Origin of the sequence: Couchioplanes azureus, from assembly GCF_014648355.1 — a bacterium.
In the GTDB taxonomy this organism is placed as follows: Bacteria; Actinomycetota; Actinomycetes; order Mycobacteriales; family Micromonosporaceae; genus Actinoplanes; species Actinoplanes azureus.
The window spans coordinates 433,407-450,451 of the sequence record NZ_BMQY01000003.1 but is presented as its reverse complement, the minus strand read 5'-3'; the positions used below and the strand labels follow the sequence as shown (position 1 = coordinate 450,451).

The 17,045-nt window shown below is 72.0% G+C and carries 12 protein-coding genes and 1 riboswitch; of the genes, 4 read left to right on the top strand and 8 right to left on the bottom strand.

The genetic code is table 11. The features are described 5' to 3' along the window. Genes IEY99_RS13285 through IEY99_RS13275 form a run of 3 tightly spaced genes read left to right on the top strand, consistent with a single transcriptional unit; the run spans position 1 to position 3,763 of the window. Positions 1-1,365 carry an O-antigen ligase family protein gene (locus IEY99_RS13285; RefSeq protein ID WP_229798598.1) on the top strand — a complete coding sequence of 455 codons (1,365 nt, stop codon included), beginning with the start codon at positions 1-3 and terminating at the stop codon, positions 1,363-1,365. Beyond that, entirely contained in the window at positions 1,362-2,879 is a 1,518-nt protein-coding gene (locus IEY99_RS13280; RefSeq protein WP_189202920.1) for a lipopolysaccharide biosynthesis protein, read from the top strand. The genes IEY99_RS13285 and IEY99_RS13280 overlap by 4 nt, the downstream gene beginning before the upstream one ends. Beyond that, complete coding sequence (locus IEY99_RS13275) at positions 2,876-3,763, top strand: sulfotransferase family protein (protein ID WP_189202919.1); 888 nt, start codon at positions 2,876-2,878, stop codon at positions 3,761-3,763. Before IEY99_RS13280 ends, IEY99_RS13275 begins: the two co-directional genes overlap by 4 nt. On the opposite strand, the gene IEY99_RS13270 is transcribed toward IEY99_RS13275, so the two are convergent. From IEY99_RS13270 to IEY99_RS13260, 3 genes are all read right to left on the bottom strand, one after another. Then, positions 3,712-4,014 carry a hypothetical protein gene (locus tag IEY99_RS13270; protein ID WP_189202918.1) on the bottom strand — a complete coding sequence of 101 codons (303 nt, stop codon included), beginning with the start codon at positions 4,012-4,014 and terminating at the stop codon, positions 3,712-3,714. The two genes, IEY99_RS13275 and IEY99_RS13270, sit on opposite strands and share 52 nt — an antisense overlap. Further along, a complete protein-coding gene (locus IEY99_RS13265) occupies positions 4,011-5,252 on the bottom strand; it encodes a hypothetical protein (RefSeq protein WP_373293343.1) in 1,242 nt (413 codons plus the stop codon). The genes IEY99_RS13270 and IEY99_RS13265 overlap by 4 nt, the downstream gene beginning before the upstream one ends. A 77-nt stretch (positions 5,253-5,329) precedes the next feature. Continuing rightward, positions 5,330-6,841, bottom strand: a complete 1,512-nt coding sequence (locus IEY99_RS13260) for a glycoside hydrolase family 16 protein (RefSeq protein WP_189202917.1) — start codon at positions 6,839-6,841, stop codon at positions 5,330-5,332. 558 nt (positions 6,842-7,399) lie between these two features. Continuing rightward, positions 7,400-7,479, top strand: a riboswitch (cyclic di-GMP riboswitch). A gap of 14 nt (positions 7,480-7,493) precedes the next feature. Here IEY99_RS13260 and IEY99_RS13255 point away from each other — a divergent pair. Further along, positions 7,494-10,376 carry a Calx-beta domain-containing protein gene (locus IEY99_RS13255; protein ID WP_189202915.1) on the top strand — a complete coding sequence of 961 codons (2,883 nt, stop codon included), beginning with the start codon at positions 7,494-7,496 and terminating at the stop codon, positions 10,374-10,376. Positions 10,377-10,441: 65 nt separating this feature from the next. Here IEY99_RS13255 and IEY99_RS13250 read toward each other — a convergent pair whose 3' ends face one another. The 5 genes from IEY99_RS13250 to IEY99_RS13230 all read right to left on the bottom strand — a co-directional run bounded on the left by IEY99_RS13250 (position 10,442) and on the right by IEY99_RS13230 (position 17,044). Next, positions 10,442-12,343 carry an ABC transporter ATP-binding protein gene (locus IEY99_RS13250; protein WP_189203579.1) on the bottom strand — a complete coding sequence of 634 codons (1,902 nt, stop codon included), beginning with the start codon at positions 12,341-12,343 and terminating at the stop codon, positions 10,442-10,444. Between the two features lie 136 nt (positions 12,344-12,479). Further along, positions 12,480-14,216, bottom strand: coding sequence for an ABC transporter ATP-binding protein (locus IEY99_RS13245; RefSeq protein ID WP_189202913.1), 1,737 nt, complete (start codon positions 14,214-14,216; stop codon positions 12,480-12,482). Further along, a complete protein-coding gene (locus IEY99_RS13240; RefSeq protein ID WP_189202912.1) occupies positions 14,210-14,806 on the bottom strand; it encodes a TetR/AcrR family transcriptional regulator in 597 nt (198 codons plus the stop codon). Before IEY99_RS13240 ends, IEY99_RS13245 begins: the two co-directional genes overlap by 7 nt. A gap of 70 nt (positions 14,807-14,876) precedes the next feature. Beyond that, the gene (locus IEY99_RS13235; protein ID WP_189202910.1) at positions 14,877-16,433 is read right to left on the bottom strand and encodes a glycerol-3-phosphate dehydrogenase/oxidase; all 1,557 of its coding nucleotides are present in this window, start codon (positions 16,431-16,433) and stop codon (positions 14,877-14,879) included. Next, complete coding sequence (locus tag IEY99_RS13230; RefSeq protein WP_189202908.1) at positions 16,430-17,044, bottom strand: TetR/AcrR family transcriptional regulator; 615 nt, start codon at positions 17,042-17,044, stop codon at positions 16,430-16,432. Before IEY99_RS13230 ends, IEY99_RS13235 begins: the two co-directional genes overlap by 4 nt. Between the last annotated feature and the right edge of the window lies 1 nt (position 17,045).

Below are 17,045 nucleotides of genomic sequence, written 5' to 3'. Positions count from 1 at the left end.
TTGGCCAGGACGTCCGTGCGGCCCCGGCGCAAGGTGCGGGCGACCGCGCCGGCCCGGGCCCGCGCGGTCGCCGCGGTCGAGCCCGGCGTGCTCGACCCCCGCGCCTGGCTGGTCCGCACGGCGAAGCTGCCGCTCTGGCCGCTGACCGTGATGTTCGCCTTCATGCCGGTCTGGTGGGGGCTCGGCGTCTGGTACTTCGTGTGGCCGTTCTTCGGTGTCATCCTGCTCGCGCTGCTCACCACGCGCGGCGACGTGCGGCTGCCCACCGGCACCTGGCTCTGGTTCATCCTGCTGGGCATCATCGCGATCAGCGCCACCCGGCTGGAACGGGTCACCTCGCTGTTCGTCTTCGGGCTGCGCCTCGGCCACCTGTTCACCGGCCTCATGGTCGGCATCTACGTCTACAACGTGGCCCGGGACCGCGCCTCGTGGGTGAAGATCGCGAACCCGCTGGCCCTGTTCTGGCTCGCCATGGTGGCGCTGGGCTGGTTCGGCGTGCTCGCGCCCAAGTTCAGCATGCCCAGCCCGTTCGAGATGGTGCTGCCGGGCAGCGTGCAGAGCGAGCGCTTCATCACGGACGTGTCCCACCTGGACTCCACCGAGTTCAACAAGCTGAGCGCCAATCCCATCTACCGCCCCGCGGCGCCGTACCCGTACACGAACAACTGGGGCACCGCGTACTGCTTCCTCGTGCCGTTCGTCCTGGCCTATCTGACGTCCGTGCGGCGCGGGAAGCTGCGGATGATCCTGGTCGTGTCGCTGCCGCTGTCGATCGTGCCGGCCTTCCTCACGCTCAACCGGGGCATGTTCATCGGGCTCGGCGCCGGCGTGCTCTACCTGCTCGGCCGGGAGATCGCCAAGGGCCGGGTGCGGCTGCTGGTGCCGGTCACCGCCATCGTGTTCGCCGGATGGGTCGTCACGCTCTTCATCCCGGTCGTCGACCTGATCACCAACCGCACCTCGACGACCGACACGACCTCCGACCGGTTCGACCTCTACGTGCAGACCTGGGCGGCGGTCATGAAATCGCCGCTGCTCGGGTTCGGCCAGCCCAACTCGGTCGACACGACGCACGCCGCCGAGCCGCTCGGCACCCAGGGCATGATCTGGCAGCTCGTCTACAGCCACGGCATCCCGGCGACGATGTGCTTCTACCTGCTTCTGGCCATCCTCGCCCGCCGGCTGGCCGCCGCCGTGACGCCGGCCGGGCTGTGGCTCAGCGCCCTGCCGGTCATCGCGGCGGTGGTCACGCCGTTCTACGCGTACATCGATCCCAACATGTCGGTGCTGCTCTTCGCCGTGGGCCTCGGGCTGGCGGCGGTGGACGGGCCGGTCAACCGCGAGCCGAAGGAAGCGCACAAGTGAGCACGGTCGCCGCGACGGAGGTACGCCGCAGCACCCGCAGCGGAGCGATCGGCCTCGTCGGTGCGGCGGTCAACGGCGCGTTCGGCTTCGTGCTGACCATCGTGGTGGTACGGGCGTTCGGCGCCGACGGCTCGGGCGCGCTGTTCAGCGTCATCGGGCTGGTCACCATCGTCGGCGCGCTCTGCTGCCTGGGCGCCGACACCGCGCTGATGTGGGCGCTGCCGCGGCGGCGTACCGGGCCGGACGGCGACGCCGCCCGCCTGCTGCCGCCGGCTCTGCTGCCGACGGTGGGACTGGCCCTGCTCGTGGCCGCGGCCGGCCTGGCCGCCGCCGGGCCGATCGCCGGGGCGCTGCTCGACGACCCGGACGGCGCCGCGCTGATCCGGCTGGCGTTCGCCGGCGTACCCGTGATCGTCGCCGCCACCGTGCTGCTCGCGGCCGTCCGCGCGACCCGGGCGGTGTCGGCGTACGTGGCGGTGCAGTTCCTGTTCGTCCCGATCGCCCGGCCGGCGCTGATGATCACCGCGGTCGCCGCCGGCGGGGGCGTGCTGGCCGGATTCGGCGGCTGGCTGCTGCCCCTCGTCGTGGCGCTGCTCCTTGCCGTCGTGCTGGCCGCCAAGCCCCTGGGCGTCGGGGCGGGCGCCGCCCTGCGGCCCGCCGCGGGCGACTGGCGGACCTTCTGGGGCTTCGCCCTGCCCCGCGCCGCGTCGGTGGCGATCGACGCCAGCAGCATGTGGGTCGGTGTGCTGCTGACCGGCGCCCTGGCCACCCAGGCCGAGGCCGGCGTGTTCGCCGCCGTGGGCAGGTACGCCCTCGCCGGCCTGCTCGTCATGCAGGGGCTGCGGGTCGCCATCGCGCCCCAGCTCTCCCGGCTGCTCGGCGCCGGCCGGCGCGCCGAGGCGGCCCAGGTCTACCGGCGCACGAGCCTGTGGATCGTCGTGCTGTCCTGGCCGGCGTACCTGATGCTCGCGGTCTTCGCCCCGGCGTTCCTGGCCCTGTTCGGCGCGGACTTCCGTTCGGGGGCCACGCCGCTGGCCGTGCTCGCCGGCGCCATGCTGGTCAACGTCGGCGTGGGGCTCGTGCAGACCGTGCTGCTGATGAGCGGCAACAGCCGCGGCCATCTGCGCGCCACCGTCACCGGGCTGACGCTCAACGTGGCGCTGTGCCTGGTGCTCATCCCGCGGCACGGCGCCCTGGGCGCGGCGATCGCCTGGTCGTGCGGCATCGTCGCGGAGAACCTGCTGGCCGCCGTGCTCGCCCGCCGGGCACTGGGCGAGGCGCTCTTCGGGCGTACCCTCGTCGTTCCGGCCCTCGCGGTGACGGCCGCGACCGGCGCCGCCGCGGTGATCGGCACCCTGGTCGCCGGCCGGGGACTGCCCGGCCTGGCCGTGGCGCTCGGTGTCCTGGCCGCCGGCGCCGCCGCCCTGCTCACCGACCGCCGGGCCCGCGCGGCCCTGGCGTCCGTCCGCACCCAGCTCAAGCCCGCGCGCACCACGACCGAGGAGGACCAGTGACCGTCAAGGACCGGCTCAAGAGCGTCGCACCGCGAGGCGCCCGGGAACAGGTCCGGGAACTGCTGGTCCGCTACGGCGAACGCACCAGCGACCAGCGGCCGCTGCCGGACTTCCTCGTGATCGGCACCAAGCGCGGGGGCACCACGTCGCTGTGGCGCTACCTGATCCAGCACCCCCTCGTGCCGCGGTTGTTCCCCGCCTGGAACACCAAGACCTCGCACTACTTCGAGGAGAACTGGCCGCGCGGCGAGGCGTGGTACCGGTCGCACTTCCCGACCCGGCGGCAACGGGCGGCCCTGGAACGCAAGCATGGCGGGCCGTGCAAGGTCGGTGAGGCCGCACCGCTGTACATGTTCCATCCGCTGGTGGCCGGACGCGTCGCCGACCTGATGCCGCAGGCGCGGATGATCGTGCTGCTGCGCGACCCGGTGGAGCGGGCCTTCTCGCACTGGAAGGAACGCCGCGGCGAGGGCGTGGAGCCGCTCGACTTCGCCGCCGCCCTGGCCGCCGAGGAGAGCCGGACGGCCGGGGAGAAGGCCCGGCTGGAGGCGGAGCCCGGCTACTTCTCGCCGGCCTTCGACTGGTATTCCTACCGGGCGCGCGGACGCTACCTGGAACATCTGGAGCCGTGGTTGGAGCGGTTCGACCGCTCGCAGCTCTTCATCGTCGCCAGCGAGACGTTGTACCGCGAGCCGGCGCAGACGTACGCGCGGATCCTGGACTTCATCGGGCTGCCGGCGTTCGAGCTGCCCGCCTACGACGTCTACAACGACCGTCCCAGCAAGGGCATGGACGATTCCGTACGCGCGGAGCTGAGCGCCTACTACCGTCCCTACAACGCGGCGCTGGAGGAGCGCCTCGGCATGACGTTCGACTGGTCCTGAGCCGCCGCCCGCTGCACCAGCCGGGCCAAATGCAGCAGGTCGGCGCTGTGCGGGAAGTCGCGGCGCTCCAGCTCGGCCGCCGCACCGGCCAGCATGGACCGCTGCACCGACGTCAGCCGGCCGTCGTTGTCGAGCACGGCCACGGCGCTCGCGCGCACCTGCGCGGCCTCCGCGTCCCCGGGGGTGTGCAGGTGCGCCACGCGCTCCGTCCAGAAGCGACGCACCTCGACCAGCGCGGCGGAACCACTCATCGCGGCAGGCGGGTGGCCAGCACGTCGAGCAGCGCGGGGTGCAGCTTGGGATTCCAGCCGGCGCCGCCGCCGGAGAGCTCGTAGGTGCGCAGCCACAGCTCCACGAGGTAGGCGTCGGCGACGAACCGCTGGGCCGCGGCGTCCAGCCCCAGCGCCGGGCCGTGCGCGCGCAGCGCCTCGTCCACGGCGACCGCGCACGCCGCGGCGGGCCGCCCGTGGGTGGACAGGGCCGTCTGGAACGCCTGATGGGCCAGGTCGAAGCCGACCGGTACGCCCGAGGACCGGTTCTCCCAGTCCCAGACCAGCAGGCCGCCGCGATGCCGGGCCATGTTCCACGGCACCCAGTCGCCGTGCCAGTCGCCGAGCTCGAGCGTGATGCCGGTGTCCAGCGCGTCGATGAAGCGGTGGATGCGCGGGTCGCCGCCCACCGCGCGGCGCCGCCACCCCTCCAGCAGGCCGGTGACCGGGGCCGGGGGAGCGGCCGGTCCGCCGCGGCGGGCGACCGCGAGCATGGCCTCCAGCCGGGGCCGGCCGGGCCGCCGGATGCGCCGGACCGTCCGCGGCATGGGCTCGATGACCGCGACCTCCCGGCCCCGCCATTGCGTGTGCAGCAGGAGCCGGGGCGCGGGCGGGAAGCCGCCGCCGGTGGGCAGGTCGCCCAGGGTGGCCGCCTCGGCGCGGACCATGGCCCGGGTGCCGTCGTTCCAGCCGATCTTCGCGTAGCCGCGGGGCCGGCCACGGTCGTCGAAGAGCTGGAGGGTGGGCTTGTGGTGCGGATCCGGTGGGCGGATGCCGATCGCGGCGTGCAGGCGGGTCTCGCCGAGCCGGCCGGCCAGGAAGGCGGCGAGCAGGTTGCCGGGATCGGTGGCGCGCACGGACAGGGTCGGCGCCTTGGTCAGGCCGAGCAGGCCCAGCCGGGCGAGCGTCCCGACGGCGGCGCGGCCGGCCCGGACCTTGGGCGGTCGCAGGGCGTTGTAGGCCAGCAGCGATGCCGCGGTCACTCTGGGCGAGACGAGGGGAAGCAGGAAGCGCGCGTGGTCGAGGTTGGGGATCACCGCGTACCGGACGGTGGCGGACGGGTCGTCGCCCATGGTGACCGTCACGCCCGGGTCGCCGAAGATGGCGCGGGTGACCCAGCCGAGGCCGTCCTGCCGGTCCCGGGGGTCGTGGGGGGCGGCGACGGGGTCGGACGGGGGACGCTGCCCGGGGATCGATGCCCGCGTCGACTCGTTCAGCACGAGCTAGACGATAGGTGAAGGTCTGTCATGAAAAACAGGGCCCCGGGGTCAGCTCCCGGGGCCCTGTCGGATGAGCGTCAGCGTTGGTACACCCGCACGTAGTCGACGACGAAGTCGGCCGGGAACTGCGTCTTGGCGTCCGGGTTGCCGAGCCAGCCACCGACCTGGAAGTTCAGCCGGATGTTGTACGGCTTGTGGAACGCCTTGTCGTACCACGGGGTGGTGGTCCGGTCCCGGGTCCAGACGAGTTTGCCGTCGATGTACCACCTCAGGGCGTTCGCGTCCCACTCGGTGGTGTACGTGTGGAAGCCGTCCGCCGGAATGCCGCCGCTGGGCAGTTCGATCCGGGTGTCCTGCTTGACCGGGCTGTAGTCCCAGAAGATCGCCGCGGTGGACTGGTCGTACCAGCCCTGGCCGCCGGGGAGCTCGGTCACGTCGATCTCGCCGTTGCCGCCGTCGTCGGGGCGCAGCCAGAACGCCGGCCACAGGCCCTGGGACGTCTCGGGCTTGTTCGGCGACTTGGCCCGGATCTCGAAGCGGCCGTACTTCCACGAGGCCTTGCCGATGGTGTCGAGGTACGACTGGGTGTACTGCCGATTTTGCGAGCTGCAGGTGGAATTCTCCCGCAGGGCGCGCAGGGTCAGGTTTCCGCCGCTGACGAAGGTGTTCTTCGGGTCGTCAACGTTGCAGCCGAGGTCCATGTCGCGGCCCTCGCCGTCGCGCAGGTTCCACTTGTAGAGGTCGACCTTGCCCCCGGTGAACTCGTCGTTCCAGACCAGCTTCCAGCCCGGCGGGGAGGTGGGGACGGTGTGCGCCGGCGGCTTGGTGGGCGCCGTGGTGGTCTTGGTGGGCGCCGGTTTGGTGGTGGTCGGCGGCGTGGTAGGCCTGGGCGGTGCCGTCGTGGGCGGGGGCAGCGCGGTCGCGGGCGTGGTGGGCGCCGGCCTGGGTTTGCCGCTCGTCTCGTAGGAGAGCACGAGCTCGGGATGCAGCTGGTCCTTCGCGTTCTCCCGCGACGCCCAGTAGATGCGGGTGTTGCGGGTCTCCTGCGAGAGCGCGAACGTGTACGTGCCGTTGCGCCGCACCGACGCCGAGACGTCGAACTCGTTGTAGCCCTTCTTCACCGCGTTCAGCGCCGGGGCGCCGGTGGGGGCGGCGGCGGACGCGATCCGGTCCGGATTGCCGGCCGCGCCGACGCTGCCGGGGATGGTGCGGGCCACGATGCGGGCCGTGACGTCGTGCCAGGCGTACACCCGCAGGGTCGCCTTCACCCGGGTGGCGTTGGCCGGGAGCTTGTGCACCGCGAACTCGAGGGTGGCGTCACGCCGGCCGCGGGGGTTGTTGTCGCAGAGGGCGGGGCAGCTCGCCAGCGTCGTCTTGGCGCTGGTGTCGCCGTCCTGGCGCACCTGGGTGACCGTCGTGTCGGCGACCGGGTGCAGGGTCAGCCCGTTGTCGTCGCCGGCGAAGACGGGGACGAGCGTCGCGGCGGTGACGGCGGTGACCGCCGTGCCGATGATGACCAGCGATCGGGTGCTGCGGATCCCCCGTCGTGGCGCCGGCGCGTGGGCCGGCGCGTGCGCCCTGGGCGACATCAACTCTCCCTTGTGGTTTGTCGATGTCGGAGCGTAGCGGGAAGGCGGGAAGATCACAGCCTCGCACATCAGGGTCTAATGCACGCTTAAGGCAGGGCTAAAGAGAGCGCCGGGCAATTCCTCGGACGGCGAATCAGGCTTGTCCGCACATGTCCGGTGCCGCGGTCACGCTCGAGGGTGAGTACGTCCGGCCGCACGGAAAAGTCGGGAGCGTTACCAAATCGAGATCAACCCCCCGGCCCGTTTCGCTCCCTCCTGTAGTTAATGCCGTTCCGCGGTGCCGGAAAGCGTTGCGGACGCCGGTGCCGCGGAGGGTAGCGGCGATCCCTTTGCGGTGCGGGGCAAGCCGGTGACCTGGAACGAACGGATGATCACCGCTGGCCCCAAAACCGTGCCGAGGGGGCCATCCGACCTAAAAGTCCATTTCCCCCACAGGCCCCCAAATCCGTGGTTAGAGTACGGTCGGCGCAGTTCCCAAGTGCGAGCTTTGTCCCCGTGCTTCCGAGCGCGCGCCGCACCGGCTTCGAGGCCGGCGCTCCATCCGCCGTCGCGTGCGGCACCGAGAAAAGGCAAACCCGTCGAGAGGCGGGGACGCAAAGCCAGGGACCTCCCGAGGGGGAGGCGGCCCAGCCGCCGAAGGAGACAGAAACACATGCGCTATCTACCAGCCCATGCGGCCAAGAGCGGCTCGGTACCGTTCATGCTGCGTGGACCCAAGTCGGTCCGGACGGTCCTCTCGGCCGCCGTCGCCGGTGCGATCGCCTTCGCCCCGGCCGTCTTCATCACCGCGCCCGCCGAGGCCGCCATCACCGACTTCACCATCGTCGACGCCACCCTCTCCGCCGACGAGGGCGAGGACATCGTCTTCGAAGTGAAGCGCGCGGAGAAGCAGGCCTCGTACGCCACCAAGACGGACATCACCTGGACGCTCACCGGGGGCACCGCGGACGGGGAGGCGACGGCGGACTCCGACTTCACGGACGACACCGGCACCCTCTCGTTCCCGGCCGACACCACCGCCGACGGCGACGGCAACTACGGCGGTGACAGCCTGTTCATCACCGTGAAGACCTTGCAGGACACGACGGACGAACCCGCCGAATCGTTCGACCTCACCCTGACGGCCGGCGCGGAGACCGACACCGCCACGGGAACCATCACCGACGACGACGCCGCCCCGGGCTACACGCTCATCGTCAGCGACCCGTCGCCCGCCGAGGACCTCTCCGCCGGCGAGGTGACGGTGACGGCGGAGCTGGACGAGCCGTCGGGCAAGGCCGTCACGATCCCGCTCAGCACCGTGGCGGGCACCGCCAAGGCCGGCCAGGACTACACGACCACCACGGACAGCATCACCATCCCGGTGGGCGCGACCACCACCGTGGACGAGGTCACCATCCCGATCGAGGACGACCCGCTGTACGAGGAGAGCCAGCAGACCTTCCAGGTCAAGGGTGGCACGAGCACCACCGTCACGGGCACCGAGACCGAGACCGTCACGATCCAGGACGACGAGGAACAGTCCAAGATCACGATCGGTGCGGACACCGTCGGCGAGCCCGACACGCTCGCCTTCCCCGTGACGCTCAGCCCGGCCTCGGAGCGCGCCGTCACGGCGGCGTGGACCACGGCCGACGGTCCCGGCGCGGACGAGGCGGACTGGGAGGACGGGATCGCCAAGGCGGGAACCGACTACACCGCCGGAAGCGGCACCGTGACGTTCCCCGCCGCCACCTCCAACGCCCCGGCCGCCGGTGCCACGGCGCAGACGATCTCGGTCCGGACGGTGTCGGACACGATCGCCGAGGAAACCGAGGCGATGCACGTCACGCTGAGCAACCCGACCGTCGGCGTTCTCGATGACGAGACCGAGGCGACGGGCACCATCACGGACAACGACCCGCCTCCCACGGCCACCCTGACGCCCACCGCGGCGATCACGGAGGGCAGCAGCGGCAAGGTCACCAAGACCTACACCGTCAAGCTCAGCAAGCAGTCCGGCCGCGAGGTCACCGTCGACTACGAGGTCGCGGCATCCGGCGCCACCCCGGCCACGGACGTCGCGGACTTCTTCGAGAAGGCCGACACGCTGACCTTCGCGCCCGGTGAGACCACCAAGACCTTCACCGTGGACATCGTCGGCGACACCATGGACGAGCCGAACGAGACGTTCAGCATCGCCCTGAGCGCTTCCGGGGCGGACGTCTCGGGCAACGGCGTCGCCGGCACGGTGGAGTACACCATCACCGACGACGACGACGCGCCGACGTTCAGCGTCGCGCCGATCATCATGAACGAGGGCGACGCGGGCTCCGTGGCCGTGTTCCCGATCAAGCTGTCGAACGCCAGCTACCAGGACACGACGTTCACGCTGACCGGCACCGGCGGCAGCGCCACCGATGCGGTGGTGGGCAACCCCGCGGGCGACATCGACTTCCTGGAGCCGACGGATCCGATCACGATTCCGGCGGGCCAGACCACGGGTTACCTGTTCTACCTGGTCAACGGCGACGAGGTCTTCGAGCCGGACGAGACGGTGTCGATCGAGCTGACGCCGTCGGCCAACGTCGACGGAGACCCCACGGACGCCGACCTGACGATCAAGAACGACGACGAGATGCCGTCGTTCGAGGTCACCTCGGTCACCGGCAACGAGGGCGAGACCGTGAACGTCATGGGCTTCGTCACCGGCGTCGCGCAGAGCGACACGACCTTCAACATCAACTTCGCGGGCGCGTCCGTCAACGGCAGCACCGCCGCGTCGACGGACGACTTCACCAACCCGGGCACCGTGTCGGTGGTCGTCACCGGTGGCACGCTGTCCGGGGCGCCGAAGGTGATCAAGGGCATCAAGCTCGCCGACGACGCCACGCCCGAGGGCCCGGAGACCATCCTCGCCTCCGGCAACGCCGTCAACGGCACCGTCGTCAACGGCGTCGTCACCATCGCGGCCAGCGACGGTGGCACGACCCCGCCGGCCGGGAACACCCCGACCCTCAAGGCCGCGGCCCCGTACCGGCTCGGCGTCGGCTCGCTGGAGCTGACCGGTACGGCCGCCGCCGGGGCCACCGTGACCCTGTGGGGCACCCCGGTCGGCAGCGACGTGAACGGTACGTGGGAGAACCTCGGCACCGCCACCGCCACCGGCGGCGCGTACGAGTTCCACCCCGAGTTCACCACCACCGGCTGGTGGTTCCGGACGACCGTCGGCGACGCCCAGTCGAACACGATCAAGGTGAACCTGAAGCAGTCCCCGGACTTCTTCGCCCGCTCGTCCAGCCGGGGCACCGCGACCCTGTCGGTCTTCGGCGACCCGCGGGTGGCCGGCCTCTCGGTCCGCCTGCTGCGCGCCAACCGCGGCGGCACCTGGAGCACGGTCGCCTCGGGCACGCTGGACGCGAACGGCAAGTTCGTCAAGACGCTCACCGGTCTGCGGTCCGGGTCGTCGGTCTACTTCAAGGCGTTGGTCCTCGGCGACGGTGACGTCGGCATGCTGACCAACTACTCGAACGGCGCGCGCGTCACGGTGCGCTGAACCACCTGGTAACGACGAAGGGGGCGGCCCGCCGGGCCGCCCCCTTCCGCTTGTCCCGCACCGCGTCAGTCGACGTCGACCGCGGCCTCGGCGAACTGCGCCGAGTACAGCCGCGCGTACGCCCCGCCGGAGGCGATCAGCTCGTCGTGGGTGCCCTGCTCGACGATCGCGCCGTCCTCCATCACCAGGATCACGTCGGCGTCGCGGATGGTCGACAGGCGGTGGGCGATGACGAACGACGTACGCCCGGAGCGCAGCGTGTTCATCGCCCGCTGGATCAGCACCTCCGTGCGCGTGTCCACCGAGCTGGTGGCCTCGTCCAGGATCAGGATGCTGGGCTCCGCCAGGAACGCGCGCGCGATGGTGACGAGCTGCTTCTCGCCGGACGAGACGTTCGAGCCCTCCTCGTCGATCACCGTGTCCATGCCGTCCGGCAGGGTCCGCACGAAGCGGTCCACGTGCGCGGCCTCCGCGGCCACGGCCACGTCCGCATCGGACGGTGCGTCCGCGCCGTAGGCGATGTTCTCCGCGATGGTCCCGCCGAACAACCAGGTGTCCTGCAGCACCATCCCGACCCGCTCGCGCAGCTCGGCCCGGGGCAGCGTCGCGATGTCGACGCCGTCGAGGGTGATGCGCCCCGAGGTCACGTCGTAGAAGCGCATGAGCAGGTTGACGAGGGTGGTCTTGCCGGCACCGGTGGGACCGACGATCGCCACCGTCTGCCCCGGCTCGGCCACGAACGACAGGTCCTCGATCAGCGGCCGGTCCGGCAGGTAGCGGAACGACACGTGCTCGAAGGCGATCCGGCCCGCGCCCGGCCGCACTCCCGGCGACGCCGGGTCCGGCTCCTGCTCCGGCGCGTCGAGCAGGGCGAAGACCCGCTCCGCCGAGGCCACCCCGGACTGCACGAGGTTGGCCATGCTCGCCACCTGGGTCAGCGGCTGGCTGAACTGGCGCGAGTACTGGACGAACGCCTGCACCTCGCCGAGCGACAGGGAGCCCGAGGCGACCCGCAGGCCGCCCACCACGGCCACCAGCACGTAGTTGAGGTTGCTGATGAACATCATGGCCGGCTGGATCAGACCGGAGATGAACTGGGCACGGAAGCTGGACGCGTACAGCTGGGTGTTGTGCTTCTCGAAGGTCTCCGCCGCCTCCTTGCCGCGACCGAAGACCTTGACCAGCGAGTGTCCGGTGAACATCTCCTCGATGTGGCCGTTGAGTTTCCCGGTGGTCTTCCACTGCGCGACGAACTGCGGCTGCGAGCGCTTGCCGATGCGGGTCGTGACCCAGATCGACACGGGTACGGTGACCAGCGCGATGACCGCCAGCAGCGGCGAGATCCAGAACATCATCGCCAGCACCCCCACGATCATCAGCAGCGCCGTGACCAGTTGGGCCATGGTCTGCTGGAACGTCTGGGCGATGTTGTCGGTGTCGTTGGTCGCCCGGCTGAGCACCTCGCCGCGGGGCTGCTGGTCGAAGTACGACAGCGGCAACCGGGACAGCTTCGCCTCGACGTCGCGGCGCAGCCGGTGGACGGCGTTCTGCGCGACCCGTGCGGTCAGCCGTCCCTGCATCACCCCGAAGAGCCATGCCGCGAGGTAGATCGCCAGCACCCAGAGCAGGATGTCACCGAGCCGGTCGAAGTCGACGCCGCGGCCCGGCACGAAGTCCACGGCGGCCAGCAGGTCGGCGCGGCCGTTCTCGCCACGCGCCCGCAGCTGGGCGACGACCTCCTCCTTGCCGGCGCCGGCGGGCAGGGCGCCACCGACGACGCCGGCGAAGACGACGTCCGTGGCGTGCCCGAGGATGCGCGGCCCGATCACCGACAGCGTCACGCCGGCGACGCCGCACAGCAGCACCAGCGCGGCCAGCGCCCGCTGCGGGCGCAGCAGGCCGAGCAGCCGCTTGCTCGAACCCTTGAAGTCCTGCAGTTTCTCGGCCGGCATCTGACCGGCCATCATCCGCGCAGGCCCCAGGGCAGGCGGCGGCGGCCGCCGTTCGGTGGTCGTCACGCTGTTCCCCCCATGGGCATGCCCTCCTGGCCCTCGCCGTCCCGGCCCTCGCTCGCCGCCGGCAAGCGAGGCTCGGTGCAGTCGGTCATGCCGCGGCCTCCTGCTCGGTGAGCTGCGAGAGCACGATCTCCCGGTACGTCTGGTTGGTGGCCATCAGCTCGGCGTGGGTGCCGGTGCCCACGACCACGCCGTCGTCCAGGACCACGATCCGGTCCGCGTCGCGGATGGTGCTGACCCGTTGCGCGACGATGACCACGGTGGCGTCCGCGGTCCGGCGGGCCAGGGCCGCCCGCAACGCCGCGTCCGTCGCGTAGTCGAGCGCCGAGAACGAGTCGTCGAACAGGTAGATCTCCGGCCGGTGCACGAGCACCCGGGCGATCGCCAGCCGTTGCCGCTGACCGCCGGAGACGTTGGTGCCGCCCTGGGCGATCGGCGCGTCGAGCCCGCCCTCCATCCGCTCGACGAAGTCGCGTGCCTGTGCCACCTCCAGCGCCTCCCACAGCTCGTCGTCGGTGGCGTCCGGGTTGCCGTAGCGCAGGTTCGAGGCCACCGTGCCGGTGAACAGGTACGGCTTCTGCGGCACCAGGCCGACCGTGCGCGACAGCAGCCCGGGGTCGAGGTCGCGGACGTCGACGCCGTCGACCAGCACCGTGCCGCCGGTCGCGTCGAAGAGCCGCGGCACCAGGTTGAGCAGCGTGGTCTTGCCGGAGCCGGTGCTGCCGATGACCGCGGTGACCTCGCCGGGGCGGGCCTGCAGGCGTACCCCGGACAGCACCGGCGCCTGCGCGCCGGGATAGTGGAAGTCCACGTCGCGCAGCTCCAGATGGCCGTGCCGGTCGAGCGTCGTGACCGGGGCGCCCGCCGGCCGCACGGAGGGCTCGGTGCCCAGCACCTCCTGGATGCGCTCGGCGCACACGTCGGCGCGGGGGATCATCACGAGCATGAAGGTGGCCATCATGATCGCCATGAGGATCTGCATCAGGTAGCTGAGGAACGCGGTGAGCTCGCCGATCTGCATCGCGCCGCCGTCGATGCGGTGCCCGCCGAACCACAGCACCGCGACGCTCGAGACGTTCACCACGAGCATCACGGTGGGGAACATCAGGGCCATGAGCTTGCCGGCCCGCAGCGAGACGTCGGTGAGCGCGTCGTTGGCGGTGCCGTACCGGGCCTGCTCGCGCTCGTCGCGGACGAAGGCGCGGATCACCCGGATGCCGGCGATCTGCTCGCGCATGATCCGGTTCACCGTGTCGATGCGCGTTTGCATGCCGCGGAACAGCGGGCGCATGAAGGCGATCAGCACGACCACCACGATCAGCAGCAGCGGCACGATCACCAGGAGGAGCCCGGACAGCGGCACGTCCTCGCGCAGCGCGAGCAGGATGCCGCCCACGCACATGATCGGCGCCGAGACCATGAGCAGGAAGCCCATCAGCACCAGCATCTGCACCTGCTGCACGTCGTTGGTGACGCGGGTGATCAGCGAGGGTGCCCCGAACTGGCCCACCTCGCGGGCGGAGAACTCCATCACCCGGGAGAAGAGCGCGGCCCGGATGTCGCGCCCGGCCGCCATGGCGACCTGCGCGCCGAAGTACACCGCGGCCACCTGCGCCACGATCTGGACCAGCGTGACGCCGAGCATCCCGGCGCCCACCTCCAGCACGTAACCCGTGTCGCCGGGCACGACCCCCTGGTCGATGATGTCGGCGTTGAGCGCGGGCAGGTAGAGCGTGGCCAGCGTCGCGACGAACTGGAAGAGCACCACCAGGAAGATCGATTTTCGGTACGGCCGCAGCCGCGCGCGCAGCAGTCGGATCAGCACCGGTCGTCACCCCCGTGGTCGGCCCCGGGCGTGACGAGCAGCCCGTCGAGCAGGAGCGAGACCATCTCGTCCCCGTCGAAGCCCGCCGGGTCGCCGAACGGTCCGAAGGAATTCGCTCCGCAGAAGAGCAGAAGCAGCCGCGCGACCGTCCCCGGTGAGCGCCGCAGCAGCGTGGCGTCGGGCTCGATGAGCGCGGCGATGGCGGAATGCAGCCGTTCGCGGCCCCGGGCCATCTTGGCGGCGGCGTCGGGATGCGAGTCCGAGGCGAAGAGCAGCTTGCGGGCGCCCGCCAGGAGATGGGCGTTGCTGGCGAACCGCTCGTTGACCAGGGTGGCGGCGCGGGCCAACCGGTCGCGAAGCGGGGCGGCGGGGTCGATGGCCTCGATGGCCTGCACCGTCGGCCGCGGGTCGAGCGCGTGCATCAGGGCGGCCACCACGAGAGAGCCCTTGTCGGGGAAGACGCCGAAGATGGTGCCCTCGGCCACCCCGGCGGCCTGGGCGATCTGTCGCGTGCTGACCTCGAGCCCGCACTCGTGCAGCAGCGGAACGGTGGCGGTGATGAGTGCGGCCCGGCGGTCGTCGGGTGCCATGGCACGCACCCGTCGCCGCCGGGCCTCACCGGATGGAGAAGTCACGCCGGGAAGCTTAATGAGCGAGCGCTCACTCAGCTAGTGGATTTCCCTCCTCCCGGCGCGCCGAAGCCAGGGCCGCCCGGGCGGCGGGTACGGCTCTGACTCGGTCTTCGGGGACCAGCCCCAGGCGGGTACGCCGGTCCAGCAGGTCGTCCTCGGTCAACGCGCCCTCGTGGCGTACGGCGAAGAGCAGCTCCGCGCCGGTCACCTCGATGCCCGGCGCGACCGGCTCGCGCAGCCGCGGATCCGCCTCGCCGAGCGCGTGCACCGCCGGGGCCTCGGCGCCGTACCGGGCGATCAGCCGGGCCGGCGCCGGGATGCCGGCCAGCCGGCCGGGCGGCGCCGCGCCGACCAGCGGAATGCGGGTCGTGCGGCACCGGCCCGCGGAGAGGCCGGCGTGGCGCACCGCCGCGTCGACCGCGTCCGCCGCCATCCTGCGGTACGTCGTCAGCTTGCCGCCGACCACGGTGGTGACGCCGCCGGGGGAGGTCAGCACCGCGTGGCTGCGGGACAGGTCGGCGGTGCGATCGGCGCGCCCGGCCAGCAGTGGCCGCAGGCCGGCGAACCGGCCGACCACGTCCGCCTCGGTCACCGTGACGTCGAGCGCCGTGGCGAGCACGTCGAGCAGGAACCCGACCTCCACCGCGCTGGGCTCCGGGACGTCGCTCACCGGGCCGTCGACCGGCTCGTCGGTGAGCCCGGCGTAGACCAGACCGCCCGGCTGGGGAAGCGCGAAGACGAACCGGTTGGTCTCGCCCGGCACCGGGATGGTCAGGGCCGCCGTCGGGTGGCCGAGCGTGGCGGCGCGCAGCACCAGATGCGTGCCGCGCGACGGGCGCAGCCGGACCGTCGGATCGAGCTGCCCGGCCCAGACGCCGGTGGCGTTGACCACCGCGCGGGCCCGGATCTCGTGGTGCTCACCGGTCAGCGTGTCGCGGACGGTGGCACCCCGGCCGTGCAGCTCCTCGGCGGCGCAGTGGGTCAGGATGCGGGCGCCCTGCCCGGCCGCGGTCCGGGCCAGCGCCACCACCAGCCGCGCGTCGTCGACGAGCTGGCCGTCCCACTGCATCAGGCCGCCCCGCAGCCCGTTGCGGCGCACGGCCGGGGCCAGGCGGCGCACCTCCGGCGCGGAGATCCGCCGGGAGCGGGGGAGCGCGGCGCTCGGGGTGCCCGCCGCGGCCCGCAGGGCGTCTCCCGCGGTGAACCCGGCGCGGACCAGCCACTCCCGCGAGCGCGGCACGAACGGCGTGAGCGGCAGCAGCATCGGCAGCGCGCTGACCAGGTGCGGCGCCGTACGCCGCAGCAGCACGTGGCGTTCCGCGGCGCTCTCGTACGCCAGCGCGACGTGCCCGCCCGCGAGGTAGCGCAGGCCGCCGTGGACCAGCTTGGAGCTCCAGCGGGAGGTGCCGAAGGCGAGGTCGCCCGAGTCGACCGCGGCCACCGACAGCCCGCGGGAGGCGGCGTCCAGCGCGACGCCGGCGCCGGTGACGCCCAGGCCGACGACGAGCAGGTCGACCGTGGTGCCGCCGGAGAGCTCGGCCAGCTCGCGCAGGCGGCGGCCGGCGGAGAGTGAGGTCGTGCTCATGGCCGGAAGAACCGGTCGAGGAGCAGCCGCAGCTCGTCGTCGAGCCCGTCCTCGGTGACCTCGCCGTCGAGGCCGCCCGGCTCCAGCATGGTGCCCGCGGAGATGACGAACCCGTGCATGGCCAGGATGGCGGAGCGGGCGAGCAGCACCGGCTCCTGCCGGCGCAGCGAGCCGTCGGCCTCGCCCCCCTTGATCCAGCTCACCAGGTGGTCCAGGATGGCGTCCTGCACGCCGCCGCGCCGGTCGACCAGGTAGGGCACCAGCACCTCCGGGTCCAGCTCGACCACGCGGCGGAACATCGCGTGGCGCCGCAGGGCCCGGGCGCCGCGCACCAGGCCGTCGACGATGCGCTCGCGGGCGGTGCCGCCCTCGGCCTCGGCCTCGGCGTCGATCACCAGCGCGGTCCACTCGCGGGTCATCAGGTCGGCCATCAGGGTCGCCATGTCCGGCCAGCGCCGGTACATCGTCATCCGGGAGACACCGGCCCGCCGGGCCACGTCGGTCAGCGTCGTGCGTCGCAGCCCGACGGCGAGCACGCACTCGCGCGCCGCGTCGAGCAGGGCGTCCTCCGCATTGGTGCGCGCGGAGGGACTGTTACGAGTTGACGTCATG